General features: G+C 62.3%; 21 protein-coding genes. 4 read left to right on the forward strand and 17 right to left on the reverse strand.

Features of this window, described 5'->3' with window-relative positions; translation table 11 throughout:
* Nucleotides 1-46: 46 nt before the first annotated feature.
* The 7 genes from ABEH28_RS02730 to ABEH28_RS02760 are packed head-to-tail and all read right to left on the reverse strand — an operon-like array spanning nt 47 to nt 6,364.
* Complete coding sequence (locus ABEH28_RS02730; protein WP_346629018.1) at nt 47-1,423, reverse strand: ATP-binding protein; 1,377 nt, start codon at nt 1,421-1,423, stop codon at nt 47-49.
* Nucleotides 1,420-2,082 (reverse strand): response regulator, encoded by a 663-nt coding sequence (locus ABEH28_RS02735; RefSeq protein ID WP_133770422.1) that lies wholly within the window; start codon nt 2,080-2,082, stop codon nt 1,420-1,422. Before ABEH28_RS02735 ends, ABEH28_RS02730 begins: the two co-directional genes overlap by 4 nt.
* A gap of 10 nt (nt 2,083-2,092) precedes the next feature.
* The gene (locus ABEH28_RS02740; protein ID WP_346629019.1) at nt 2,093-2,734 is read right to left on the reverse strand and encodes a tetratricopeptide repeat protein; all 642 of its coding nucleotides are present in this window, start codon (nt 2,732-2,734) and stop codon (nt 2,093-2,095) included.
* Complete coding sequence (locus ABEH28_RS02745) at nt 2,731-3,540, reverse strand: SDR family oxidoreductase (protein WP_282368413.1); 810 nt, start codon at nt 3,538-3,540, stop codon at nt 2,731-2,733. The genes ABEH28_RS02740 and ABEH28_RS02745 overlap by 4 nt, the downstream gene beginning before the upstream one ends.
* A complete protein-coding gene (locus tag ABEH28_RS02750) occupies nt 3,527-4,216 on the reverse strand; it encodes an iron-containing redox enzyme family protein (RefSeq protein ID WP_346629020.1) in 690 nt (229 codons plus the stop codon). Before ABEH28_RS02750 ends, ABEH28_RS02745 begins: the two co-directional genes overlap by 14 nt.
* Nucleotides 4,213-5,694, reverse strand: a complete 1,482-nt coding sequence (locus ABEH28_RS02755; protein ID WP_346629021.1) for an AMP-binding protein — start codon at nt 5,692-5,694, stop codon at nt 4,213-4,215. The genes ABEH28_RS02750 and ABEH28_RS02755 overlap by 4 nt, the downstream gene beginning before the upstream one ends.
* On the reverse strand, nt 5,684-6,364 hold the full coding sequence (locus ABEH28_RS02760) for a thermostable hemolysin (protein ID WP_346629193.1): 681 nt from the start codon (nt 6,362-6,364) through the stop codon (nt 5,684-5,686). The genes ABEH28_RS02755 and ABEH28_RS02760 overlap by 11 nt, the downstream gene beginning before the upstream one ends.
* Nucleotides 6,365-6,596: 232 nt before the next feature.
* On the opposite strand from ABEH28_RS02760, the gene ABEH28_RS02765 reads away from it, so the two are divergent.
* A complete protein-coding gene (locus ABEH28_RS02765; protein WP_346629022.1) occupies nt 6,597-7,148 on the forward strand; it encodes a cytochrome b in 552 nt (183 codons plus the stop codon).
* 16 nt (nt 7,149-7,164) lie between these two features.
* Here ABEH28_RS02765 and ABEH28_RS02770 read toward each other — a convergent pair whose 3' ends face one another.
* The 8 genes from ABEH28_RS02770 to ABEH28_RS02805 all read right to left on the reverse strand — a co-directional run bounded on the left by ABEH28_RS02770 (nt 7,165) and on the right by ABEH28_RS02805 (nt 16,704).
* A complete protein-coding gene (locus ABEH28_RS02770) occupies nt 7,165-8,907 on the reverse strand; it encodes an ABC transporter ATP-binding protein (RefSeq protein ID WP_346629023.1) in 1,743 nt (580 codons plus the stop codon).
* Nucleotides 8,904-9,851, reverse strand: coding sequence for an acetamidase/formamidase family protein (locus tag ABEH28_RS02775; RefSeq protein WP_346629024.1), 948 nt, complete (start codon nt 9,849-9,851; stop codon nt 8,904-8,906). The genes ABEH28_RS02770 and ABEH28_RS02775 overlap by 4 nt, the downstream gene beginning before the upstream one ends.
* A gap of 78 nt (nt 9,852-9,929) precedes the next feature.
* A complete protein-coding gene (locus tag ABEH28_RS02780; RefSeq protein WP_346629025.1) occupies nt 9,930-11,537 on the reverse strand; it encodes an ABC transporter substrate-binding protein in 1,608 nt (535 codons plus the stop codon).
* 26 nt (nt 11,538-11,563) lie between these two features.
* Complete coding sequence (locus ABEH28_RS02785) at nt 11,564-12,490, reverse strand: ABC transporter permease (protein WP_065988863.1); 927 nt, start codon at nt 12,488-12,490, stop codon at nt 11,564-11,566.
* Nucleotides 12,490-13,338 carry an ABC transporter permease gene (locus ABEH28_RS02790; protein WP_346629026.1) on the reverse strand — a complete coding sequence of 283 codons (849 nt, stop codon included), beginning with the start codon at nt 13,336-13,338 and terminating at the stop codon, nt 12,490-12,492. The genes ABEH28_RS02785 and ABEH28_RS02790 overlap by 1 nt, the downstream gene beginning before the upstream one ends.
* Nucleotides 13,335-13,919, reverse strand: a complete 585-nt coding sequence (locus tag ABEH28_RS02795) for an ANTAR domain-containing protein (protein WP_346629027.1) — start codon at nt 13,917-13,919, stop codon at nt 13,335-13,337. Before ABEH28_RS02795 ends, ABEH28_RS02790 begins: the two co-directional genes overlap by 4 nt.
* Nucleotides 13,916-15,076, reverse strand: coding sequence for a transporter substrate-binding protein (locus tag ABEH28_RS02800; protein ID WP_346629028.1), 1,161 nt, complete (start codon nt 15,074-15,076; stop codon nt 13,916-13,918). Before ABEH28_RS02800 ends, ABEH28_RS02795 begins: the two co-directional genes overlap by 4 nt.
* Nucleotides 15,077-15,537: 461 nt before the next feature.
* The gene (locus ABEH28_RS02805) at nt 15,538-16,704 is read right to left on the reverse strand and encodes a DUF2314 domain-containing protein (RefSeq protein ID WP_346629029.1); all 1,167 of its coding nucleotides are present in this window, start codon (nt 16,702-16,704) and stop codon (nt 15,538-15,540) included.
* A 98-nt stretch (nt 16,705-16,802) separates the two neighbouring features.
* On the opposite strand from ABEH28_RS02805, the gene gcvA reads away from it, so the two are divergent.
* Entirely contained in the window at nt 16,803-17,708 is a 906-nt protein-coding gene (gene gcvA / locus ABEH28_RS02810) for a transcriptional regulator GcvA (protein ID WP_346629030.1), read from the forward strand.
* A 75-nt stretch (nt 17,709-17,783) separates the two neighbouring features.
* Nucleotides 17,784-18,611 (forward strand): DMT family transporter, encoded by an 828-nt coding sequence (locus ABEH28_RS02815; protein WP_346629031.1) that lies wholly within the window; start codon nt 17,784-17,786, stop codon nt 18,609-18,611.
* Nucleotides 18,612-18,622: 11 nt separating this feature from the next.
* Here ABEH28_RS02815 and ABEH28_RS02820 read toward each other — a convergent pair whose 3' ends face one another.
* Nucleotides 18,623-18,904: a hypothetical protein gene (locus tag ABEH28_RS02820; RefSeq protein WP_192172597.1), complete on the reverse strand. Its 282-nt coding sequence runs from the start codon at nt 18,902-18,904 to the stop codon at nt 18,623-18,625.
* A gap of 177 nt (nt 18,905-19,081) precedes the next feature.
* Nucleotides 19,082-19,600: an Hcp family type VI secretion system effector gene (locus ABEH28_RS02825; protein WP_192172598.1), complete on the reverse strand. Its 519-nt coding sequence runs from the start codon at nt 19,598-19,600 to the stop codon at nt 19,082-19,084.
* Between the two features lie 680 nt (nt 19,601-20,280).
* Between ABEH28_RS02825 and tssA the strand changes: the two genes are divergently transcribed.
* Nucleotides 20,281-21,843 (forward strand): type VI secretion system protein TssA, encoded by a 1,563-nt coding sequence (gene tssA / locus ABEH28_RS02830; RefSeq protein WP_346629032.1) that lies wholly within the window; start codon nt 20,281-20,283, stop codon nt 21,841-21,843.
* Nucleotides 21,844-21,867: the final 24 nt, after the last annotated feature.

Raw genomic sequence — 21,867 nt, forward strand, 5'->3', positions numbered from 1 at the left:
CCTGGTGAACGAAGCGTTCAAGCCATGACAGTGTGAGTACGCTTTCTCAGGGCTGTCTGTTCGCTGGCGCACATAGCGTCGCGCGCAGGCCTTTTCCTGCGCGGTTCTCCAGCGTGATTTCACCGCCGAGGCGTCGTGCAATCGATTGCACGATGGTCAGGCCCAGCCCGGCGCCCTGATCGTTGCCGCGACTGTAGAACCGCTCGAAAAGACGCTCCCGCTCGGCTTCGTCAATGCCGGGTCCCTCGTCCGCCACGCTGAGCTGGAAATAGCCATTGCTCACCCCCAGGGTGACGACCACCTGACCGTTCAAGGGCGAAAAATTGACCGCATTGGTGACCAGGTTTTGCAGGGCAATGTCGATGGCGGCGAAATCGGCTCTTACCATCAGGGAAGGTTCATCGCAGTCGAACACCAACTCCAGCCCCCGGCTCAATACCCACGGCGTCATTTGCACCAGGCTCTCGCGTACAGCTGCGACGATATCGGCATTGCGGGTAAGCACCGCGCCGGCACCGGGTTCCATCCGGGCGACGGTCAGCAACTGATTGACCAGCCGTGTCGTGCGGTCGACGCCGACGATGAGGTAACTCAGGGACTGGTCGCGCTGTGCCTCATCGTGTGCCTCCAGCACGTTTTGCGCATGCACACGCAGCACCGCCAGCGGGGTGCGCATTTCATGGGCGGCGTCGGCGATGAAGCGCCGTTCGCGGCTCAGCACCTCCTGAATCTGTCCAAGCAATCTGTTCAGGGCCGCTTGCATGGGCTCCAGCTCGCTGGGCAGCGGTGCCAGCTGCAAGGGTTCGAGGGAGCCCGGATGACGACCGCGCAGCGTGGCGGCCAGATCGGCCAGCGGCTTGAGTCCCCAGCCAATGGCCAGCCAGATCGCGCCCATCAGCAGCAGGCTGCCGATCAGATTGGGGATCACCGTGTGCCGGACGATGCGGTTGACCAAGTCCGAGCGCACGTCGTCGCGCTCGCCGACCCAGATCAGCAGGTCGTGTTGCTCGTCCCTGAGCACGAAGGTGCGCCACTCATGTTTGCCCAGATCATTGATGTCGCTGAAGCCGTTGTACTGCGGCGCACGGGTCAGGGTCGGCGCGCTGGGGGTGTGCACCAGCAGCCGGCCTTGAAGGTCCCAGACCTGAAAGGCGATTTTGCTCTCGTAGGGGTGGCCGTCGATTCGGGGTTCGGCCTGAGCCAGTGCCTCATTGAACGCCTGGTATAACTGCGCGTGCTCCTGCCGCGCCAGGGGCATGCGCATCACGCCCTGCAGCAACCGGGCATTGGTGGCGAGCTGGGCATCGTAGACTTCGGCGATTTCGTGGTTGCTGTCATGGAGGTTGACCAGCGTCAGGATCAACAGCCCGATCAGCACCAGTCCGAGGATCAGGGTCAGCGTGCGGCGGCGGATCGACGTCACGGGCGATCCTCCACCAGGTAGCCGACGCCGCGCACGGTGCGGATCAGCTCGCTGGAGAACTTCTTGCGCAGGTGATGGATGTGCACTTCGAGGGTGTTGCTCTCTGCTTCTTCGTTCCAGCCGTACAGCAACTGCATCAAGCGTTCGCGGGTCATCACCCGGCCCGGTGGCGAGAGCAGTTCGTACAACAGCTGGTATTCCTTGGGGGTGAGGGCGACGGGTTCGTTCTTGTAACTGACTTGCTGGGTGGCCGGGTCCAGGCGGATGCCCGCGTGCTCGATCGTGACCCGCGCGCGCCCGGCACTGCGCCGCAACAGCGCCCGCAGGCGGGCCTTGAGTTCTGACAGGTCGAAGGGCTTTATCAAGTAGTCGTCGGCCCCCGCGTCGAGGCCGGCAATCCGGTCCTCGGTGGCGTCCCGTGCCGTCAGGATCAGCACCGGCAGCGCCGAGCCGCTTTCCCGCAGGCGCCGCAACACCGCCAGGCCGTCCAGCCTGGGCAATCCGAGATCGAGAATGGCCAGGTCGAAGACTTCGCTCAACAAGGCATGGAGGGCGCTGGCGCCATCTTTCACCCAGTCCACCGTGTAGCCTTCGCGACTCAACGCCTGATGAATGCCCTCGCCGAGGGCAACATCGTCTTCAACCAGCAGCAAACGCATGAATGCTCCGTCATTTCAGTTTCTTGTTTACGTCCACCAGCAATAGCTGGATATCTTTACGGCGTCCACTGTCCGCCACTTCGCGGCCGGGGCGGGGTGCGGCGAGCAAAGCCTTTTCCAGCGCTTCCTTCGCCTGAGCGTAGTGGCCCTGGCGGTAGAGATGATCGCCCCAGAAATAAAGCGGATCGATGCCGTCAGGATTGAGCTTCAGCGCCTGCTCCAGCAGTCCTTGTGCCTTATCCGGGTCGCCGAACCCGATCGGCCATCCCGGCACGCGATCATAAAGCGCTGCCAGGCTGGCGTAGGCGGAGCCTTGCAAGGCATTGGGGTCCAGCGTCATGGCTTTTTCGAGATCGGCTTTCGCGGTTTTCACCTTGGTCAACGCACCGAGCCCGCCCTGGGCACCGGCCCAACTGCTGGTGACAATGCCCGACCAGATCCATGCCTCGGCGACGGCGGGACGCTGCTGGGTAAAAGCGGAGGACTTGGCGGCCAACTGTTCGAATGCAGCAACGCGCTGATCGTCCGGCAACTGGTATTGAATTCGCGCCCACTCCTGCTGAATCCCGGTCAGGCGTTGCTGGTCAGGGGCATCCAGTGCCCACACGGGCAGGGCGAGTGTGGCGAGCAGTACGACGAGTAGACGTTTCATGGTTTGGTGCTCTTGTCGAAGGGGGCACTGCTGAGTCGGCGAATGAGGGGCAAGTGCTTGCGCAGCCCACGGTCCACCACGGCGGGCAGCAGGCTGTTGAGGCGGACGAAGAACTGTTCTGGCCAGCCCATATAAAGCTCGCGCTGATTACCCACGATCGCACGGACAACGGCGGCGGCGACCGTCTGCGGATCGTCCTCGGCGGTTTTCAGTGCAGAGTTGAGCGCGCGCGCGGCGGGACTGTTCATCGTCGTGCGGGTGGCGCGCGGGGCGACGTACAACACGCCGACCCGCGTATCCGCCAGCTCACGGCGCAGGGCTTCGGAAAACCCCCGCAGCGCAAACTTGCTCGCGCAATACGTGGCGTAACCGGCATAGCCGATCGAGCCATAGGTCGAACCGACGTTCACCACCATGGCGCGGCTGGCCTGGCGCAGCAGCGGTAATAACAGGCTGGTGAGCTGAATCGGCGCGTTCAGGTTGATGTCGAGCATCGAATCGATCTCGGGCCCAGGCAACTGTTCCAGCATGGCGAAATGATTGATGCCGGCGGCGTTGATCAGCAGGTTGACCCCTTCCATCGCCTGCGCGGTCATCAGTACGTGCTGACGACCTTCGGCGGTGGTCAGATCGGCCTTCACCCAGTGCAACAGATGCGGGTACTGCTGTTGCAATGGCAACAGCGGCTCCTGATGACGGCAGACGGCGAGCACTTCGGCGCCATGGCTGCACAGCGCCTGGGCAATGGCCATGCCGATGCCGCCACTGGCCCCGGTCAGGACGACGCGGGTTTCAGACAGACGCATGGGCGAGTTCCTTCACGGGTTCGGCGTGTACGAGGGGCAACTGACGGAACATCTCGGTGTACAAGCCGTATACCACTTTCGAGGCCTTGATCACGGCCGCCTGATCCTCCGGATCTTCGAGACGGTCCATCAGCGCGCGGTAGGTCTCCATGTGGCCGACATCGAGGCTGCCATGGGAACTCAGGTAACTGAACGCAGTGGCCGGGAGTGCCAGGCGCTGCTGAATGCTGCCGGCGGCATGGGTCGCCAGGGCGATGCTGGTGCCTTCCAGCACGTTGACCATGCCGAACAGTCCCACCGGGTTGCCCCGCGCGATGAGATCGTAGAGGTACGCGACCATGAGCTCGATGGGCAGACCGGGCGTGCCGTCACGCACGGCATCGGCGTCGCCACCGCAGGCGCGCAGGTCGTTGAGGATCCACTGCTCGTGGCCGTATTCGTCCTCGATGTACTCGCAGACCGCGCCACGCAGCCATTCCAGCCGGGCAGGCAGGCGCGCGCCACAGGCCATCATCAATGGCACGGTGTGCCGCACGTGGTAGTAGGCCTGGGTCAGGAAGGCGCGATAGCTCTCCAGCGAGACCTCACCGTGCAGCGCCTCATGGATGACGGGCAGATTGAACAAGGTCTCGCGCTCGGTGCGGGTGGCGTCTTGCAGGGCTTGGAAAAAACTCATGATTGAAGGTCCTTTGCTCGCGTGGGCTCAGTGAACAGATGTCGATAATTCGCCAGAATGGCGTCGCGCCGGGGTCGGCCGTTGGCGGTGGCCATGCCGTTGGCGGTGGTGAAAGGCTGATCGAGACGCGTCCAGTTGTGGACGCGTGCGTAGTCGGGCAGCGCCTGGTTGGCCTGGGCGACGGCGCTGTGTATTTGCGCGTCGGTGGTGTCCGGGCGCAGTGGCCACAGCAGCGCATGATTGCGAGGCAGGGCTTCGCCGTAGACAAACGCCTGAGCGATCCGACCGCGTTGGGTCAGTTCGGCCTCGACCCACTCAGGGTTGACGTTGCGACCATAGCTGGTCACGAACTGATGCTTCTTGCGACCGTGAAGGTAGAGGTAGCCGTTGGTGTCGAATTCGCCGAGATCACCGCTCGGCCACCACTCGGGTGTGGGTTCCGCGTCGCCGAGATAGCCCAGCATCCGCGACCCGCCAATCAGGACCTCGCCGTCTTCGGCCAGGCGTATCTGCACATGGGGCAAGGGTTTGCCGACGCTGCCGGGATGGTGGGCGTCGGGGCGGTTGAGGGCCACGACCGACGCGCACTCCGACAGGCCGTAGCCTTCGTACACCGGAATGCCGAGGGCTTCGGCGCGCAGCAAGAGTTCATGGGTGACCTTGGCGCCGCCCACTGCGATGAAGCGCAGCGCTGCCGGGTTAAACGCATTCATCTCGCAAGCGCTGACCAGCAGCAGCAACAGCTGCGGGACCAGGATCATGCTGTGGGGCTGGCGCACCGCCAACGTCGACAGCAGGCGCGGCAACTCCACGCCACTCGCCCCTTGTATGCCCAGGGTTCGCTGACTCGGCAGACTCAGCATGGCCCCGGCGTAAAGCGCGGCGTAGCAGCCAACGTTTTCAAGCAGGATCGCCAGAGGCAAGAGTGAAAGGTGGTGGGCGGGCTGGCGAGATTCGCTGGCGCGCTGCAGCTCGAATGCCACGGCGAGTACGCTTGCGGCGTCCAGGCAGACACCTTTGGGGGTGCCGGTCGTGCCAGACGTAAAGGTGAGCTTTGCCGTCCCGACGGGCAGGGGCGACGGCTGACGGTTCACGCGCCGCCAGAATCCCTCCTCATGACGGAATGCCGAGGGCGCGAGTTCACTAAAGTAGCTGTCGTCAGCAATGACCACGTCGGCCTGACTCTGCTCCAGGCAATGACGGCGCTGGGCGGCGCTGAAGAACGGCGGCAGCGTCACACAGGCCAGGCCTGCGAACAGAATCGCCAGGTCCCAGATCAGCAGGTCCGGGCCATTCTCAAGGGCGAGGGCCACGACCCGGGCGTCCAGGTCCTTGAGCCTTTCCTGACGCAGATTGATTTCTGCGTCCAGCTCGGCATAGCTCAATTTCAGGTCATCGCCCCACAGTGCACACGCATCGGGCTGCGCGGCGGCGAGGTCAGTGATGCGCTGGCGGAAGCCGGTCAGTTCAGGCGACATGGCAGCTGTCCTCCAGTGTCAGGGGTAATCCGAAGCGTTCAAACACGCCGCTGCTGCTCAAGTGCAGGAAGCCTGCGCGGATGTCTCCCACGTGCACGCTGGGTTGAGAATCGTAGTAATTGCCCCACGCGTGCCTGTCGTCACCCAGGCGCAGAGGGTCGGCAACGCAAAGCGTGAGGGGGCGCAGGCCGAGGCGATTGAAGCTGTTCACCAGTCCGGCGTTGCCGGTGAACGCCACCCATTCCAGGCCGCTCATGGCGAGCAGCCAGGTCACAGTGATGATGCTCAGTCGCGCGCTGCCCAGGTTGCTGGCGGCGAGGTTGCCCACTTCGACGATGCCCTGACGGTCCGCGGGCCTGCCGGCGCTGGCTTCGATCATCTGCTCGACAGGCTGATCCAGATAGTTCTCCAGGAACAGCGCGCCGGAGGTCGCCACCCGCACGCCGGCCACGGCGCAGAGGGTGCCTGTGTTGTCGTGGAGTCCAAACAGCTCCGGCATGAAGCTGCGGATCTCGGCGTTGTGGGCCTGGCGAAAGCGATGCTGGATGAACGTCTCGTAGGCGTCGCGCAGTGGCTCCTGAGTCAAGGCACGATTGAGCGTGAGGGGCGGTGATTGCGCAGTGCCGAATCCCATAGGCAGGCAATCCAGAGGCAGCGCACCGAACGGCATTGAGTGCTGTGGTAATCGGTTATTCCAGTCCAGACCCTGCATGGGTGTGGCTCCTCCCCAGTGGTGATGGGGTGGAGTATCGGTGTCGATTCTTAACGAAGTCTGAAGGTAGAGAAATTCATCTGGCCTGGCGTTTTCGCAACCTGCGCGACGTCTTCAGACTGCCTTAAGACAGTGGCCTCAAGGTGCGCGGAAATCAGCAACATCCTCCCACTCAGCGAGCGCCCCCAACATGATCTCAACCCCACACCGATACGCCAGACTGTCGATGTCCCTGCACTGGTTGATGCTGGCGTTGTTCGTCGGCGTTTACGCCTGTATCGAGCTTAAGGGGTTCGCCCCTCGAGGAAGCACGTTGCGCTCGCTGTTGTCAGGCATGCACGGCATGTTCGGTCTGTCGATATTTGCACTGGTCTGGCTGCGTTTGCTGGGCAGGCTGATGTACCAGGCGCCCCCCATCACGCCGGCCCCTCGCACTTGGCAGCTCGGAATGGCCCACCTCGTTCATGGGCTGCTGTACGCACTGATGATCGCGACACCGGTGCTGGCCTGGCTGATGCTGGCGGCGGGTGGCAAGCCGATGCCGTACTTCGGCTTCTTCCTGCCCGCGCCTGTGTCCGTGGACCCTGAGTTGGCCAGACAAATCAAAGGCTGGCACGAGTGGGCCGGGAATCTGGGCTATTGGTTGATCGGCGTACACGCGGCAGCGGGGCTTTTCCATCATTACCTTGTCCGCGACAACACCCTGCGCCGCATGCTGCCGTTGACGGCCGAAAAGCGTTAAGCGGTCACTGCTGTTATCACTCCACCGCCACCCAGTGATCTGCCGCCACCGCCGAAAACCGCTGCACCGGCGCGACAAAATCCGCTGTCTTTATCGGATCGGGCCGTTCCAGCTCCTTGAGCAAGCTCTTGAAATCCCGGCGTCGGCCCACTTCCGGCACTGGCACTGCCGCCAGCAAACGTCGGGTGTAGGGGTGTTGCGGGTTGTGCAGCACCTGATCACGGGCGCCGATTTCGACGATGCGGCCGCCATACATCACTGCCACGCGGTGACAGATGCGTTCGACCACGGCCATGTCGTGGGAGATGAACAGGTAGCTGAGGCCATGCTCGGCGCGCAGCCTTTCCAGCAGCTCCAGCACTTGGGCCTGAACCGAGACGTCCAGCGCGGACACCGATTCGTCCGCGATGATGACTTTGGGGTTCAGTGCCAATGCCCGGGCGATGCAGATCCGCTGGCGTTGCCCGCCGGAAAACTGATGGGGATAGCGCTCCAGGGTATCCCGTGGCAGGTCGACCTGCTGCAGCAGTTGCGCCACACGCTCGCGCCGCTGGGATTCGGGCATCTTGTCGTGAATCAGCAGCGGCTCGCCCACCAGATCGAACACGGTCTTGCGCGGATTGAGCGCCGCGTACGGGTCCTGGAACACCATCTGCACGTCGCGGCGCACCCGCTGCAACGCGTCACCCTGCAAACCATTGAGTTCCTGCTCGAGCAATTTGACGCTGCCCTGATAGCTGAGCATGTTCATCAAGGCTTTGCCGGTGGTGGATTTGCCGCAGCCGCTTTCGCCGACCAGCCCCAGGGTTTCGCCCTGACGCAGCTCGAAACTCAAGCCCTCGACCGCATGCACCGTGCGCGGCGTTTCGAACCAGCCGTGGCGCAGAGGAAAGCGCACGCTAAGGTCCTTGACCGCGAGCACCACCGGCTGTTCCGTCATGACATCAGGCGGTGGCGCGCTGCCCAGCACCGGCACGGCGGCCAGCAATTTGCGCGTGTAAGGCGCCTGCGCGTCGGTGAACACCTGTTGCAACGAACCGCGCTCTTCCATGCGGCCCTGATTCATCACCACCACTTCATCGGCCATTTCGGCGACCACACCCATGTCGTGGGTGATCAGTAACAGACTGGTCGCGAACTGCTGCTGCAACTCGCGCATCAGCTCAAGGATCTGCGCCTGAATCGTCACATCGAGCGCGGTGGTCGGTTCGTCGGCGATGAGGATTTCCGGCTGGCAGAGCATCGCCATGGCGATCATCACCCGCTGACGCATACCGCCCGATAACTCATGGGGGTATTGGGTCAGGCGCTTGTCCACCTGGGGCATGCGCACGGCGTCGAGCATGGCCCGGCAGCGCTGACGAATCTCGCCGCGACTCAACGCCTCATGCCGGCGCAGGGTTTCCGCCAGTTGTTGGCCAACAGTCAGCAGCGGGTTCAGCGACGTCATCGGCTCCTGAAAAATCATGCCGATGCGCTTGCCACGCAGGCGTTGCAGGTCCCGTTCCGGCAGGCTCAGCAGGTCGCGGTTGTCGAACAGGATCGCGCCACCGGGAACACTGGCCGCCTTGGGCAGCAGGCCCATGATCGCCAAGGACGACAGCGATTTGCCGCTGCCCGATTCGCCGGCGATGCACAGGGTGCGGCGCGGATACAGGGCGAAACTCAACTCATCGACCACCCGACGCCGTGACGCGCCGCCACCGACGTCGATGCTCAACCGCTCCACCGACAGACTCGGCTGCTCTGCTGGCTTCACTGGAACACCACTTTCGGAAAGTAGAACGACACCACCCAGTTCGGCAGGTCGACGATTTCGCTGATGCGCAGATCGCCGCACACCGAGCACAGCATGTAGGCCTGTTCCGCCGGCATGCGGTGCTCGCGGCACAGCCAGTCGATGGTGTTGGCGACGGCCTGGCGGGCGGCTTGCATCAGGTCCGGGCCGATGCCGGTGAAGGCTTCGTAGCCGGCGCTGTCCAGGTGCCCCGTCACTGGGCCTGGGGTGCTGAAACGCGGCGTGGCCAAGGGCGTTTGCTTGATCAGGTCGAGCTTGACCACCACGTCCATGGCGCTCTCGATGGCGGTGCCGCAGACCTCGCCATCGCCTTGGGCCGCGTGGGTATCGCCGATGGAAAACAGCGCGCCCGCGACTTCCACCGGCAGGTATAAGATGCTGCCGGCCGCCAGGTCGCGGATGTCCAGATTGCCGCCGACCCGACGCGGCGGCACGATGGAATGCAGCCCGGCCTCGGCCGGTGCAACGCCGACGGTGCCGGCGAACGGCTTGAGAGGCACTTTGGCGAAATCACCGAAGGCGGCGGGGGCGAGGGTCTGCGTGTCGTAGTGCCACAGCGCTAACGCAGGCGCCTGAAACTGATCGGCGAGCAGGCCGAAGCCGGGGATGTTGGCGGTCCAGCCGAAGCCGCCGGGCTTGAAGCTGTCCAGGGTGATTTTCAGGATGTCACCGGGTTCGGCACCCTCGACGTAGATCGGTCCGGTGACCGGATTGATCTGGTCGAAGGGCATGACGCTGACGTCGGCCACTTGCGATTGCGCAGTGAAATAGCCGTTGGACGAATCCCGGCAGTTCATCTGCAGGGTGGTGCCGGGCGCCACGCGCTCGACCGGGGTAAAGCTGCGGTCCCAGCCGAAGTGGCTGCTGACGCTGTGAATGGTCTTGACCAGGCAGTTCTGGCACATGGGTGCGGTCCTCGTTGCTAAGGGGCAAGGCGTGATGGCCTGTGACCCGGCGTTTACCGGGAGCAGGCCAGCGCGACATCACCTCACCCAGATGTAGTCATAGTTGACCGGCACGTGGACCGGGTCGACGTACAGCGCGTCGTCGCCGCCCATGCGCTTGGAACGCACGGTGAAGCGTTGCTCGTTGAAGATCGGCACCCACGGCGCATCGGCCATGGCGTCGGTGAAGATCTTCTTCCAGGCCTCGGTGCGCTCGGCCTGTTGTTCCGGGCGGGCCATGGCGTCGGCTTTGGCGGCGCGTTCATCCAGCGCCTTGTTGCAGTACAACGACCAGTTCCAGCCGCCTTCCACCGCGCCGGTGCAACCGAGAATCGGGCCGTAGAAGTTCGACGGATCCGGGAAGTCGGCGATCCAGGCCATGCCGCCGGACCACACCATCGGCGCCTGATCTTTGGAGCTGCCGGCGGCAATCACGTTGGCCTGGGCCAGGGATTTGATCTGCACGCGGATGCCGACCTTGGCCAGGTCCTGTTGGATCGACTGGGCGATGCGCGGCTGCGGGTCGGTGTTCATCACGTACAGCTCGGTGTCGAAGCCTTTGGCGAGACCGGCGTCGGCCAGCAGCTTTTTCGCGCCTTCGACGTCGTAGGGCAGGCCCTTGTACTGCGTGTCATAACCGGGCATCGCCGGCGGCAGCGGCTGGTTGGCCGGCACTGCGCGCCCGTTGATGATGCGCACGATGCGTTCCTTGCTGATGGCCATGTTGATGGCCTGGCGCACCTTGAGATTGTCGAACGCCGGCAGGGTGGTTTTCAGCGTCACGTAGCCGGTCTGCAGTTGATTGCCGGTAACCAGCAATTGTTTGGAGGCCGGGTCGTTCTTGAACTGCAGGAACTGCGCGGGCGGCACGCCGTCGCCGGCAATGTCCACTTCGCCCTTGTTCAGGCGCAGCAGCGCGACCGTCGGGTCCTGGCCGATTTCGAAGGTGATCTTGTCGACGTAGGGCAGGCCCTTCTGGAAGTAATTCGGGTTCTTCACCAGTTCGAGCTTCTGCCCCAGTTTCCACTCGGCCAGGCTGAACGCGCCGCTGCCCACCGGGTGTTTGCCAAAGTCGGCGCCCCATTGCTCCACCGCTTCCTTGGGCACCACCGAGGCGAAGTTGATGGCCATGATGTGCAGGAAGGTCGCGTTCGGTGCGCTCAGCGTGATGGTCAGGTGTTGGTCGTCGACCACCTTGATGCCGCTGAGGGTGGTGGTCTTGCCGCCGGTTACGTCTTCATAACCGACGATGGAGCTGAAGAAACCGGCGCCCGGGCTCTGGGTTTTCGGGTTGACGGTGCGCTCCAGGGAATACTTGACGTCATTGGCGACCAGCTCACGGCCGTTCTGGAATTTCACGCCCTTGACCAGGGTGAAGCTGTAGACCAGCCCGTCCGAGGAAATGCTGTAGTCCTCGGCGAGGCTTTTCACCAGCTCGGTGGTGCCGGGTTTGTAGTCCATCAGGCGGCCGAACAGGCTTTTGATCATCGACCAGTTCTGCCAGTCGTAGCCAATCGCCGGGTCCAGCGTCGCGACATCGTTCTGGTAGCTCACCACCACATCGCCGCCGCTTTTCGGCGAGTCGGCCCACAGTGGCGTGGTAAACAGCGTGGCCGCCACGGCCAGGGTCAGCGCGTTGATCTTCATTGTTGTGCCCCGTTGTGTTGATGGATTCAGTGCTGCTTGATGTCGATACGCGGGTCCACCAGCGGGATCACCAGATCCGCCAGCAGGTTGCCCAGCACGATGGCCACCGCCGACAGCGTGGTGACGCCGACGATGACCGGGATGTCGACTTGCTGGATCGACTGCCAGGCGAGCTGACCGATGCCCGGCCAGCCGAACACCGACTCGACCACCACCAGCCCGCCCATGAACACGCCGATGTCGATGCCGATCATCGGGATCACCGGCACGATCGCGTTGGGCAGCACATGCACGAACACGATCCGCGCCCGGCTCAGGCCCTTGGCCCGTGCCGTGCGGATGAAATCCTGATGCAGCACTTCGATCATCGACGAGCGGACCATGCGCGAATACCAGCCGCTGCCGAGCAGCCCGAGGGTCAGCGCCGGCAGCATCAAATGGCTGGCGCCGCCATAGCCCCCCAGCGGGAACCAGCCCAGTTGCACGGCGAAGAAGTACAGGAACAGCATGGCGGCGATGAATTGCGGCGCCGACACGCCGACGAAGGAAAACGCCATGAGCAGCTTGTCGGCGAAGCTGTCGCGTTTGAGCGCCGCGAGCATGCCCAGGCTGATGCCGATCAACAGCTCGAAGCCGATGCCGGCTGCCATCAGTTCTAGTGAAGGCCGCAGTCGCGCGCCGATCAGTTCACTTACCGCGGTGCGCTGGATGTAGGAGCGACCAAGGTCGCCGTGGAGCAGGTTGCCCAGGTAACTCAGGTATTGCTGATAGAAGGGCAGGTCCAGCCCCAGTTGCGCCCGAATCGCCGCGACCACTTCAGGGGTCGCGCTGCGCCCGGCGATTTGCCGCGCCGGGTCGGCAGGCAGCAGGAACAGCAACAGGTAGGTGATGAAGGTCACGCCGAGCAGAATCAGCAGCGCGTAACCGACCCGGCGGCAAATGAACGGCAGCATCAGCGACGCCCCTTGAGTGTGGGGTCGAGTTCGTCGCGCAGGGCGTCGCCGACCAGGTTGAACGCCAGAGACAGGAGGATGATCGCCGCGCCCGGAATGAACACCAGCCACGGCGCGGAGGTGAAGTAGGTCTGGCTCTCGAAAATGATGTTGCCCCAGCTCGGCGTCGGCGGCTGTACGCCCACACCCAGGTACGACAAGGTGGCTTCCAGCAAAACGGTGGTGGAAATGCCCAGCGTCGCCCACACCAGAATGGTCGGCAGCAGATGGGGCAACAGATGGGAGAACAGAATGCGCAGGGAACTGGCGCCGAGGGTGCGCTCTACGGCGACGAAATCCCGCGCACTCAGCGCCACGGTTTCCGCGTAAATCACCCGGGCGATCTGCACCCAGTTGACCATCGCAATGACCATGGCAACGATCCACACGCTGGGCTGAAAAATCGCCGACAGGGCAATCGCCAGCAGCAGGGCGGGGAAGGCCATCATCAGATCGGTCAGGCGCATCAACGCGCTGCCGAGCCAGCCGCGCACAAAGCCTGCGGTCAGGCCCACCAGTGTGCCGATCAGCACCGCCAGCCCGTTGGCCAGCACGCCGATGAACAGTGAGGTGCGCGCGCCGAAAATCAACCGCGACAGCAGGTCACGGCCGAGGAGGTCGGTGCCCATCCAGTACGGCGTCGACGGAGCCATGGGCGCGCCTTCCATTGTCAGCCCCTCGACGAATTGTTCGTCCGGGTCGAAGGGGCTTATCCACGGGGCCAGCGCCGCGAGCAGCACCACGGTGACGATGAACAGCAGCGAAATCGCCACGGCCGGTCGACGCAACAGGGCCTTGAGAGTGATCATGCGCGGTCCTCGTCCCGCGCCGCGAGGAGGTCGACGCACAGTGTTTCGATCGGCCGGTTGAGCTGCATCGACAGACTGCGCAAACGCTCGTACGCCGTCGCCTCATTGATGCGCTGGGTCACCATCAAGCGCGCCAGGGCCTGGGCCATGAGCGGACGCAGTGCCAGCCGCTGTTGCAACTCGTTGAGCTGTTCGGCATCGGCGCGCTGACGCTCACGCAATCCCACCGCCATCATCAGCGTGGTGTACACCGAGCCCTGACTGATGGGTTTGTTGAGCAATGCCGTTGCGCCGAGCTGCAGCGCGCGCTGGATCTGCGACAGGGTTTCGTGGGCGGTCAGCGCGACGATGGGGATGCTGGCCGCATTCAGCGCCTCAACGGCGAGGGGGCTGGCGAAATGTTCGATTTCAAGGATCGCCGCGAAACAGCCTTGGGTGTCACACGGTCCATCGTGATCCAGCGCTTGCGAGTGGATACCCAGGCGTTGAAGGCTCTTGCCCAGATTGGCCTGACTGCGTTCATCGCAGTCGATCAGCAGCAAGTGACCCTGGTCGAAAGCAGGAAAGGCGCGTGTGTTCATTTGACGATCCTCAAGCGCGGTGCCGGGGTGGCGTGTCGGCCGACCCCATCGGCGTGTACATCCGTAACAGTGAGATAAGGGTCGGCGGCAATGGGGTGAGGCGCCGACTGCACCACTTCAAAGCGCCCCCCGCGCAGTTCGGCAATATGACTGGCCAGCGCGCTGTGATGGTTGCGCGCCGACAGACTGACGGTGCCGAGCACGCTGGCAACCGGGTGGCCGTAAAGGTGCTCGCAAATCGCCTTGGGCGATGCATCCTCGCTGGCGTGCAAAGCGTCGGCGAAGACCCTCAACGCCGTGTAAGCGCTGGTGTAGTAATGCGAGCAGGTGCGCGGGCCATGGCGCTGCTGGCCCTCGCAGAACGCCGGGTCAAGCGTTTCAAAAAACGGACCGCAGGACAGCAGCCGCAGCGCCTGCATCGGGCCGACCCCATCGAGCTCCGCTTCGGTCAGGTTGCAGCTGAGCACCGGCAGGCGCAGGCCTTGGCGCTGGCACGCACGATCCAGTTGCTGCAGAAAGGCGCAGGACGATTCCCCCACCAGGTTGTTGAGCACGAACGCGGGCGGGTCCTGAATCAGCCCTTCTATCAGCGTGTCGAAGCCAGTCGCGCCCAGGTGCCAGTACTTTTCCCCGAGCACTTCGGCGCCGTTGGCTTCCAGCACTTCCCGGGCAATGCGGTTGCTTTCCCAGCCCCAGACGTAGTTGGAACCGAGCAGAAACGCCCGCCGACCGAACTGGCTCAGGGCGTAGCGCAGCAACGGCAACAGCGTCTGGTTCGGGCATCCGCCGAGGTACAACACGTTCTCGCTGCTTTCGTAGCCTTCGTACGGGCTCGAATACCAGAGCAGCGCACCGTGCTGGTCCAGGTCCGGGATGATTTCCTTGCGGCTCGCCGACAGCGTGGTGCCGAAGATGTGCCGGACGCCCGCACCCAGCAGCTGCGCGACGCCATTGCTGTAGGCGGCCGGATCGCCCTGCGGGTCCACGCAGATGGCCTCCAGTTGCACGCGGCGCCGGGCGTCGGCGTTGATTTCGGCCAGCGCGTCCTGCAACCCGAGCAAGGCACTGCGGCCCATGCGCCGGTAGGTGCCCTCGGTCGAGAGCAGGAAGCCGACGTGAACGGTGGGGCGCAGGTCGGGAGTCAAAAAGTTCGGCATGGACAGCATCCATAAAAAAAGCCCGATCAACCGGTAGGGGTCGATCAGGCTTCGATACCTGGCGCATTCGAGGCGCGTATGTGGACGAGACTTAAGGACCGGGGTCCGGCTTGCCGTTTATTTTGACCATGAAATAAGCGTGCCAAGTAAATACCGCCCGTATTGATGGCCTTCGCTGGCAGTGGTCTGTACAGCATTGCTCCGCAGTGGGGCGCTCGGTGATGAAGAGCCTCAAAGGGGAGCAGGGCGGATGCGGTGTGGCACCTGACGCCTTCCCGGCTGAAGCCGGTCCTATATCCCGGCCAGACCCGGACCCGTAGAAAGGGCGTGCAGCCTGCTCAGGCGTTCAATCGAGCTTTCATGAAATCAATGAACGCGCGCAGTTTCCGTGAGACGTGGGTACGGCTCCGCTCGATGTCTCAAGGCGGTATGGTTTTTTAGGTTTCGGTCGCGCCACGTCACTACCGATGACTGATGAGGTAGCTGCCTAAATAATCATGCAGCACAAGGCCAAGCCCCATGACGCCGATCATCGCCACCAGATCCAGCACGCGGCTGTTTCCCGCTTTCGGGGTGCGCAGGCGCAATCGGTAGTACCAGGGGCCCATGCCCGCCAACCCGAAGCCGAGTATCAGCAACGCAGCCGCATAGTTGATCGGGCCCGGGATCTGGTTGTCAAGACCGGCGGCCGCCGCGCGTACGGGTTCGATCACCAGGTAGTAAAGCCATGCAAGTGACACCGCAATCAGCGCCAGGCCCATTGGCCAGACAGGAAAACCTCCGGACTCGACCGGACCCTGGTAGTCGGTGTCCTTTCCCTCGAGCAGATCCACGATCCGGGGCCATCCCGCGGCGCGTGCCAGTGCCAGCGAGGTCTGGCCGTTGCAGTTGGATGTGAGCGGATCTGCACCGTGGCGCAGCAGTGCACGAACCACCGTGTGATTGCCCGCCAGCACTTCGCGGTGCAGGAGCAGCCATCCGCCGGCGTCCGGTTCCCGGATCACTTCCGGATGCTGGCGCAACCCTTCTTCGACCTTGTCGCGCATGTTCAGCGCCATCGGGTGCTCGCTACGTTCCAGGGCGGCCAGGGTCTGTCGATCCTGCGCACGGTCCAGATTCCGGGACAGCAGTCGCGGCGTCTGGCCTTCTTCAGCGGGCACCACTTCAACAATGCCGGCTTTTCCGAAATCCAGGCCCCAGGCCCGGTCATGGGCGTCGCGCTCCTCGGTGGACATTCCGCTGCGCAGCGCATCGACCGTGAAGCCGCCGTAGACATGCCCGCCGCGGACGTACATCCAGTCGTTGAGGGCCGCCAGCGGCAGCGTCACCGGGTCGGACGCCTTCAGTGAGGTGAACCAGCGAGGTTCATTCATCAGCACACCGCTGATGGACTCCCCGTCAAACTCGATGTCGGTGACCCACATGTTTTCGACGGCAGGGATGTCTGGGTCGTCGACGTCCAGCACGAAGGACATCTTGACCGCCGCCATGTCCAGGCTTTTGACGATTCTGCGTGCCTCCCATGACAGCTCGCGCCAGAAGAACTTGAAGGTGGCTTGGGCGCTGGCGACCGCCGCCTTGAGTTCGTCGCTCTCGCCTTTCACGCTGTAAATGATCTGTCCGGTCATACGTGAGTCGTTCCCTCTGTCAATCTGCATAATGATCTACCATGAGCCATCATTCATGGTGTGGGCGGCTTCGCTCACGCCCCTTGAGGCCTGATGAGATGAGAGATCTGCCACCCACCGCCACCTTGCGCGCCTTCGAAGTCGCCACCCGTCACGGGACGTTTACCTCCGCGTCCGAGGAGCTGCACGTTACCCAAAGTGCGGTCAGTCACCAATTAAAACATCTGGAAGACATCTGGCGCGTGCAGCTGTTTCAGCGCGGCAAGACGTTGAGCCTGACGCCGGCGGGTGCCGCCCTGGCGCCGATCGTGCGGACGTTTTTCATGAACCTGGAGGCCACGCTTGCGGACCTTCGTGAAGAGAACGGCCGCGTCAGGCTCAAGGTCAGTACGACCTATTCCTACGCGCTGAAATGGCTGTTGCCGCGCTTGCCCACTCTGTCCCAGTTGCACCCTGAAATCCTCGTCACGCTGGACAGCACAGACACTGCCATCAAGTTTGCCAGCGGCGATCCCGACGTCGCGATCCGTTTGGGGGGCGGTAACTACCCCGCGCTGCACTCGGAATTTCTGTTCAGGGAACACATTTTTCCCGTGGCGAGCCCTGACTTGCTCAAGCGCTTCGGCATGCCCCGGGAGCCGGCCGAGTTGTTGCGTTACCCGCTGTTGGCCCGGGACGGTTCCGACCTGGTGCCAAAATGGGAAGTCTGGTTCCAGAACATCGGCCTGGGTGTGACTTCGCTGAAGGAAAGCGTGCGTTTTCCCGACACCAACATGACTGTGGAGGCGGCTTTGTTAGGGCAGGGCATCGCCCTCGTTCGCAGTGGACACGTAGAGAAAGAGGTGCGCGACGGCAGTTTGATCAGGCTGTTCGACGTGCCGTTTCCCTCACCGGTGGCCTACTATTTCGTCTGCCCGAAGGGGGTGGAAACCCAGCCACACGTGGCCAGTTTTCGCGATTGGCTGCTCGATGAATCGACAGCGGCGGGGAAGACCTACGGCTGAGGCATGAGTATGTACTCATGGCCAGATGAAGAAACGTCGCTTTTGTTTCCCGGCGTCGACTGACTACTATCGGGCATGCCTACTCACATCATCCTGCTAATCCTCTTCGCCGCCTTGCTGCACGCCAGCTGGAATGCCTTGCTGCGCGGCGGTGGCGACAAACTCTGGTCGATGACCGTCATGTGCGTCGCGGTGGCCATCGTCAGCATTGCCGGGGCGCTGTTCATGGACGCCCCGGCGCCGGAGAGCTGGCCTTACGCGGTGCTCTCGGCGCTGCTGCATATCGGCTACAACCTGTTTCTGGTACGTACTTACCGCAGCGGCGACCTCGGGCAAACCTATCCGATCTCACGGGGTTCATCGCCGGTGCTGATCACGCTGTGTGCGTCGATATTTGCGGGGGAGGTGGTCGAGACCGGCGCGATGATCGGCATTGCACTGGTGTCAGCGGGGATTATTTCTCTTGCGTTCAAGGGCCGGAAACTGGACATGACCAGCCTCCCTTATGCGCTGGGCACCGGGTGTTTCATCGCGGCCTATAGCGTGACGGACGGCATGGGTGGGCGTTTGTCCGGCGCGCCGATGGCGTACACCGCCTGGATGTGCGCCCTGTGGGGCGTAATGATGCCGATCACTTATATCTGTCTGCGGGACGCACGCAGTCTGTTGACGGTCCGGCCTGGTTTGGTTGCCGCGTTGGGCGGAGGTGTGGTGTCGCTGCTCGCTTACGGCATCGTCATTTACGCGATGACCCTCGCGCCCATGGGAGCGGTGTCGGCTCTGCGTGAAACCAGCGTGCTGTTTGCCGCCTTGCTCGGGTATCTGTTTTTGGGCGAGTCACTGACCGTGCGCAAGATCCTTGCGTGCGTGGTCATTGCGGCCGGCACGATCATCATTGGCTGAGCGGCGCATGTTTACTTGCGCAGCTTCGGTTTGACCGCCTTCAACCGCGCAATGGCGAGGTTGTGCAGGTATTGGCGTACGGCGTCGTGATGCTCGACGCTGACGTGATAGCTGTCCAGCAGTCCCAGCAAATACCCCTCGGCCATGGCGTGGTAACGCGACACGCTTTCCCGAGTGTCACTGGTATTGAGCCGGGCAATCAGCTCGCCGATCCGGGCGTAGTGCTCATGTGAGAACCAGTCCTGCTGAGGCGCAGAGCCTGCGTCATCGGTCAGGGGCGTGTGCAGATTCATTGAGCCTCCAGGCAAGCACAGCGGTCGCGGGCTGAAAGGACGCGGGACGGTTGTGCAGCCTGACCCCACGAACATGGGTTGGACAGCGCATCTGCCGCAAAATCCGCTAGCCCTCGCCGCGAAGGCTCAGAAATCCCGGCCAGTATTACCGGCCGGGATTTTGATGGTTAGCTGAACTTAGCCAACAACCGGGGAGCGCCAGTCATCGGAGCCCGAAGTGCCGCAGACTTCGTGGGTCCAGGTGATCTTGCGGTAGGTGAACTCCACGTCTTCCAGATGGGTGAAGTGGGCGTTCGACGGGTCCTGACAGTTATGCATGTAGTCCTTGATGTCGACGATAATCGCGTCCTCGAGTTTGGTGGTGTAGTAATGCTCCTGTGTGCCCGCTGCCGAGGTGCGATACCACTGGATGGTGATTTCGGTCAGGCGTTCGCCCGAGGTCAACGCTGCCAGCAACAGGGGCGAAGACTTGTCGAACACCTTGGTGATCTTGACCGGCTTGTGAACACGCTGACCGGTTGGCTGCCCCGACTGTGGGTCGCGCGGAATGATCATTTCATGTTGAAACCCTTGCACCATGACCTGATCTTCATGACCTTCCTGAAACGTGTTGCCGACCGAGTCTGCGGTGAACGCGCCCGCGGTGATCAGGCCCTGTTTGGTGCCTGTGATGGACATATATGCTGGTGTCGCCATGAAAATGCTCCTTGCCTCATAAATTAAAATGCCCGCCAGCGAATTTGGCTGGCGGGCAAAGTGTTATTTCAAGCATCGTGCCAAGTAAGGGTTGGTTCATGTTAAACATCGGTCTGGTGGGTGTTTAACGGTTCACTGCCGTCTATCGAACGACTTTGTGGCGTAAATCTGCGCAAGAAGTTGCGCAGTGTTGCGCAACTTCTTGCTCACTTACCTGCAGGGTCCGCTCTATAAGGGCTGGCCAGTATCAGTCAGTGATTTATCGGTCGGGAAGTGCGCAATTTTTTGCGCATGGAAGCCTCACGCCATTGCTCGGCGCGGGTGATTGCAGACTGTCTGAGTAAGAACGCGCGCCCCCTTGCACCTGTTGCATGATCGCGATTTCCCGGTCCTGAACGCTGGACAGGATATTTCCCGCCGCCTGAGCAACGAGAGAAAGAAGATGTATGAAAGAAGTTACCCTGAGTCTCGTATATTTGAAGAAACTTCCTACAACATGAGAGGGGTTATCGCGTTTATAGAGAGCTTGATAGTGTTATTCGCGCTGAGTATTATTCCCGGCCTCTGAAGGGTAGATGTTTTGTTACATGTCGGCCGCACAACTAGTCCTTATTCTAATTCCGTTAGGCCCGCCAATTTAATTGTCTAAAATCGGCGCGGTTTTACACTGAGGATCTCGAATGTCTTATTCAACTCCACTGTCCGATCATTATCTTGAAAGTGCTCAAGCCTCTATCTCCACAGAGAGCTTCGCGGGCGAAGACGTTCGTTTTTCAAACGAATACGAGGCGCTGGAAAGCGAGGTTAATAAAGCTCAATCCATGCACGAAACGGTTCAGATCGATTGGCAGAAGGTGCGTGAACAAAGTGAGCACCTGCTTCGCACCCAATCCAAAGATCTTCGCGTCGCCGCCTGGCTTGCGTGGGCCTTGTATCAGCGCGAATCCTTCCAAGGGCTGTTGGCAGGACTAGGGCTTATTCACCATCTCTGCGTGTGCCATTGGGTTGAAGTACATCCCGTCAAGATTCGCACCCGCTCCGCAGCCATCGGCTGGCTGCTTCCCCGCCTTGAGCACGTGCTTTTTGATCACGTCGCAATCAAGGCGCAGTTACCGCTGTTCAGTCGCCTCGTCGAGATCCTCGAAGACCTTGATGCGGTGTTTACCCAGCACATGGGCGACGACGCACCTTTGCTGTTGCCGATCTCCCGGCGTTTGAAAAATATGGCCCAACGGGTAACTGACAACCTGCCCGACGCCGGTGTCGTTGGGGGCGCTGACGCGCCAGCCAAGCCGCCTCCTGCACCGTCATTCCTCTCACCGATGCTGATTGACAGCGAGAAAGACGCGCACAAGTCACTGCGACTTCAGCAGGACAGCGCACGCTCGTTGTGTGCCTGGTGGCTCAAGCAAAAAGCCAGCGACCTGCGCGCGTTGCGACTCAACCGAACATTGCTGTGGCTGCCAATCGAGGCATTGCCAGAGCGCAACTCAGAGCACATCACAGCGCTGCGCGGGCTTCCGGCAGACAAGCTCAAGTGCTATCGAGACCAATACGATCAGGGCAACTACGCCGATCTGCTGGTCGAGCTGGAGGCGAGTCTGGCAAAGGCGCCGTTCTGGTTCGATGGCCAGCGAATGGCCTGGGAGTGTCTGCACGCGCTGAACGCCGAGCTGGCAATGCGCGAGGTAGAAATTCAATTCGCGCTCTTGATTCAGCGGCTGCCGGAGGTCATCGAGCTGCGTTTTCACGACGGCACGCCGTTTGCGGATCCAGCGACTCGCGCCTGGATCAGTGCCACCGTCATGCCTCGGCTGCAGGCCGCCAGTACGCCTCGCAGAGTCGAAACCGCTGATAACCAGCCAGCCTGGGAGGCCGCCCTGGAAAGCGCGGTCTCGGTGTTGCGCGATAAAGGCCTCAAAGCTGCTGTACAGCTGCTCAAGCAAGGCCTGCACAGCGCTCAGCGCGGGCGTGCACGATTTTTCTGGCAATTCGCCCTGGCGCGGTTGTGCTTCACCGCCAGGAAATACGAACTCGCCAGGACCCAACTCGAAACCCTCGACTTGACGCTGGAGGACTCAGGCATCAATGCCTGGGAGCCTGATCTTGCGCTGGAAGTGCTTGCGCTCTTGCACAGCTGTTTCGAATTGGTTCCTCAGGTTCCCGGGGCCCGGGAGCGCAAGGAAGAGGTTTATCGCAGGCTCTGCCACCTCGACCTCGAAGTCGTACTTGAACAGGCCTAAGGGCCCTAATTACCAGGAGAACGG

Source organism: Pseudomonas sp. Ps21-P2 (assembly GCF_039672565.1).
Taxonomy (GTDB): Bacteria; Pseudomonadota; Gammaproteobacteria; order Pseudomonadales; family Pseudomonadaceae; genus Aquipseudomonas.

Coding starts and splice junctions, on each gene's coding strand:
- ABEH28_RS02735 (WP_133770422.1), bottom strand. CDS start 2,082: ATGCGTTTGCTGCTGGTTGAAGACGATGTTGCCCTCGGCGAGGGCATT.
- ABEH28_RS02740 (WP_346629019.1), bottom strand. CDS start 2,734: ATGAAACGTCTACTCGTCGTACTGCTCGCCACACTCGCCCTGCCCGTG.
- ABEH28_RS02745 (WP_282368413.1), bottom strand. CDS start 3,540: ATGCGTCTGTCTGAAACCCGCGTCGTCCTGACCGGGGCCAGTGGCGGC.
- ABEH28_RS02750 (WP_346629020.1), bottom strand. CDS start 4,216: ATGAGTTTTTTCCAAGCCCTGCAAGACGCCACCCGCACCGAGCGCGAG.
- ABEH28_RS02755 (WP_346629021.1), bottom strand. CDS start 5,694: ATGTCGCCTGAACTGACCGGCTTCCGCCAGCGCATCACTGACCTCGCC.
- ABEH28_RS02760 (WP_346629193.1), bottom strand. CDS start 6,364: ATGCCGTTCGGTGCGCTGCCTCTGGATTGCCTGCCTATGGGATTCGGC.
- ABEH28_RS02765 (WP_346629022.1), top strand. CDS start 6,597: ATGATCTCAACCCCACACCGATACGCCAGACTGTCGATGTCCCTGCAC.
- ABEH28_RS02775 (WP_346629024.1), bottom strand. CDS start 9,851: ATGTGCCAGAACTGCCTGGTCAAGACCATTCACAGCGTCAGCAGCCAC.
- ABEH28_RS02780 (WP_346629025.1), bottom strand. CDS start 11,537: ATGAAGATCAACGCGCTGACCCTGGCCGTGGCGGCCACGCTGTTTACC.
- ABEH28_RS02785 (WP_065988863.1), bottom strand. CDS start 12,490: ATGCTGCCGTTCATTTGCCGCCGGGTCGGTTACGCGCTGCTGATTCTG.
- ABEH28_RS02790 (WP_346629026.1), bottom strand. CDS start 13,338: ATGATCACTCTCAAGGCCCTGTTGCGTCGACCGGCCGTGGCGATTTCG.
- ABEH28_RS02795 (WP_346629027.1), bottom strand. CDS start 13,919: ATGAACACACGCGCCTTTCCTGCTTTCGACCAGGGTCACTTGCTGCTG.
- ABEH28_RS02800 (WP_346629028.1), bottom strand. CDS start 15,076: ATGCCGAACTTTTTGACTCCCGACCTGCGCCCCACCGTTCACGTCGGC.
- ABEH28_RS02805 (WP_346629029.1), bottom strand. CDS start 16,704: ATGACCGGACAGATCATTTACAGCGTGAAAGGCGAGAGCGACGAACTC.
- gcvA (WP_346629030.1), top strand. CDS start 16,803: ATGAGAGATCTGCCACCCACCGCCACCTTGCGCGCCTTCGAAGTCGCC.
- ABEH28_RS02815 (WP_346629031.1), top strand. CDS start 17,784: ATGCCTACTCACATCATCCTGCTAATCCTCTTCGCCGCCTTGCTGCAC.
- ABEH28_RS02820 (WP_192172597.1), bottom strand. CDS start 18,904: ATGAATCTGCACACGCCCCTGACCGATGACGCAGGCTCTGCGCCTCAG.
- ABEH28_RS02825 (WP_192172598.1), bottom strand. CDS start 19,600: ATGGCGACACCAGCATATATGTCCATCACAGGCACCAAACAGGGCCTG.
- tssA (WP_346629032.1), top strand. CDS start 20,281: ATGTCTTATTCAACTCCACTGTCCGATCATTATCTTGAAAGTGCTCAA.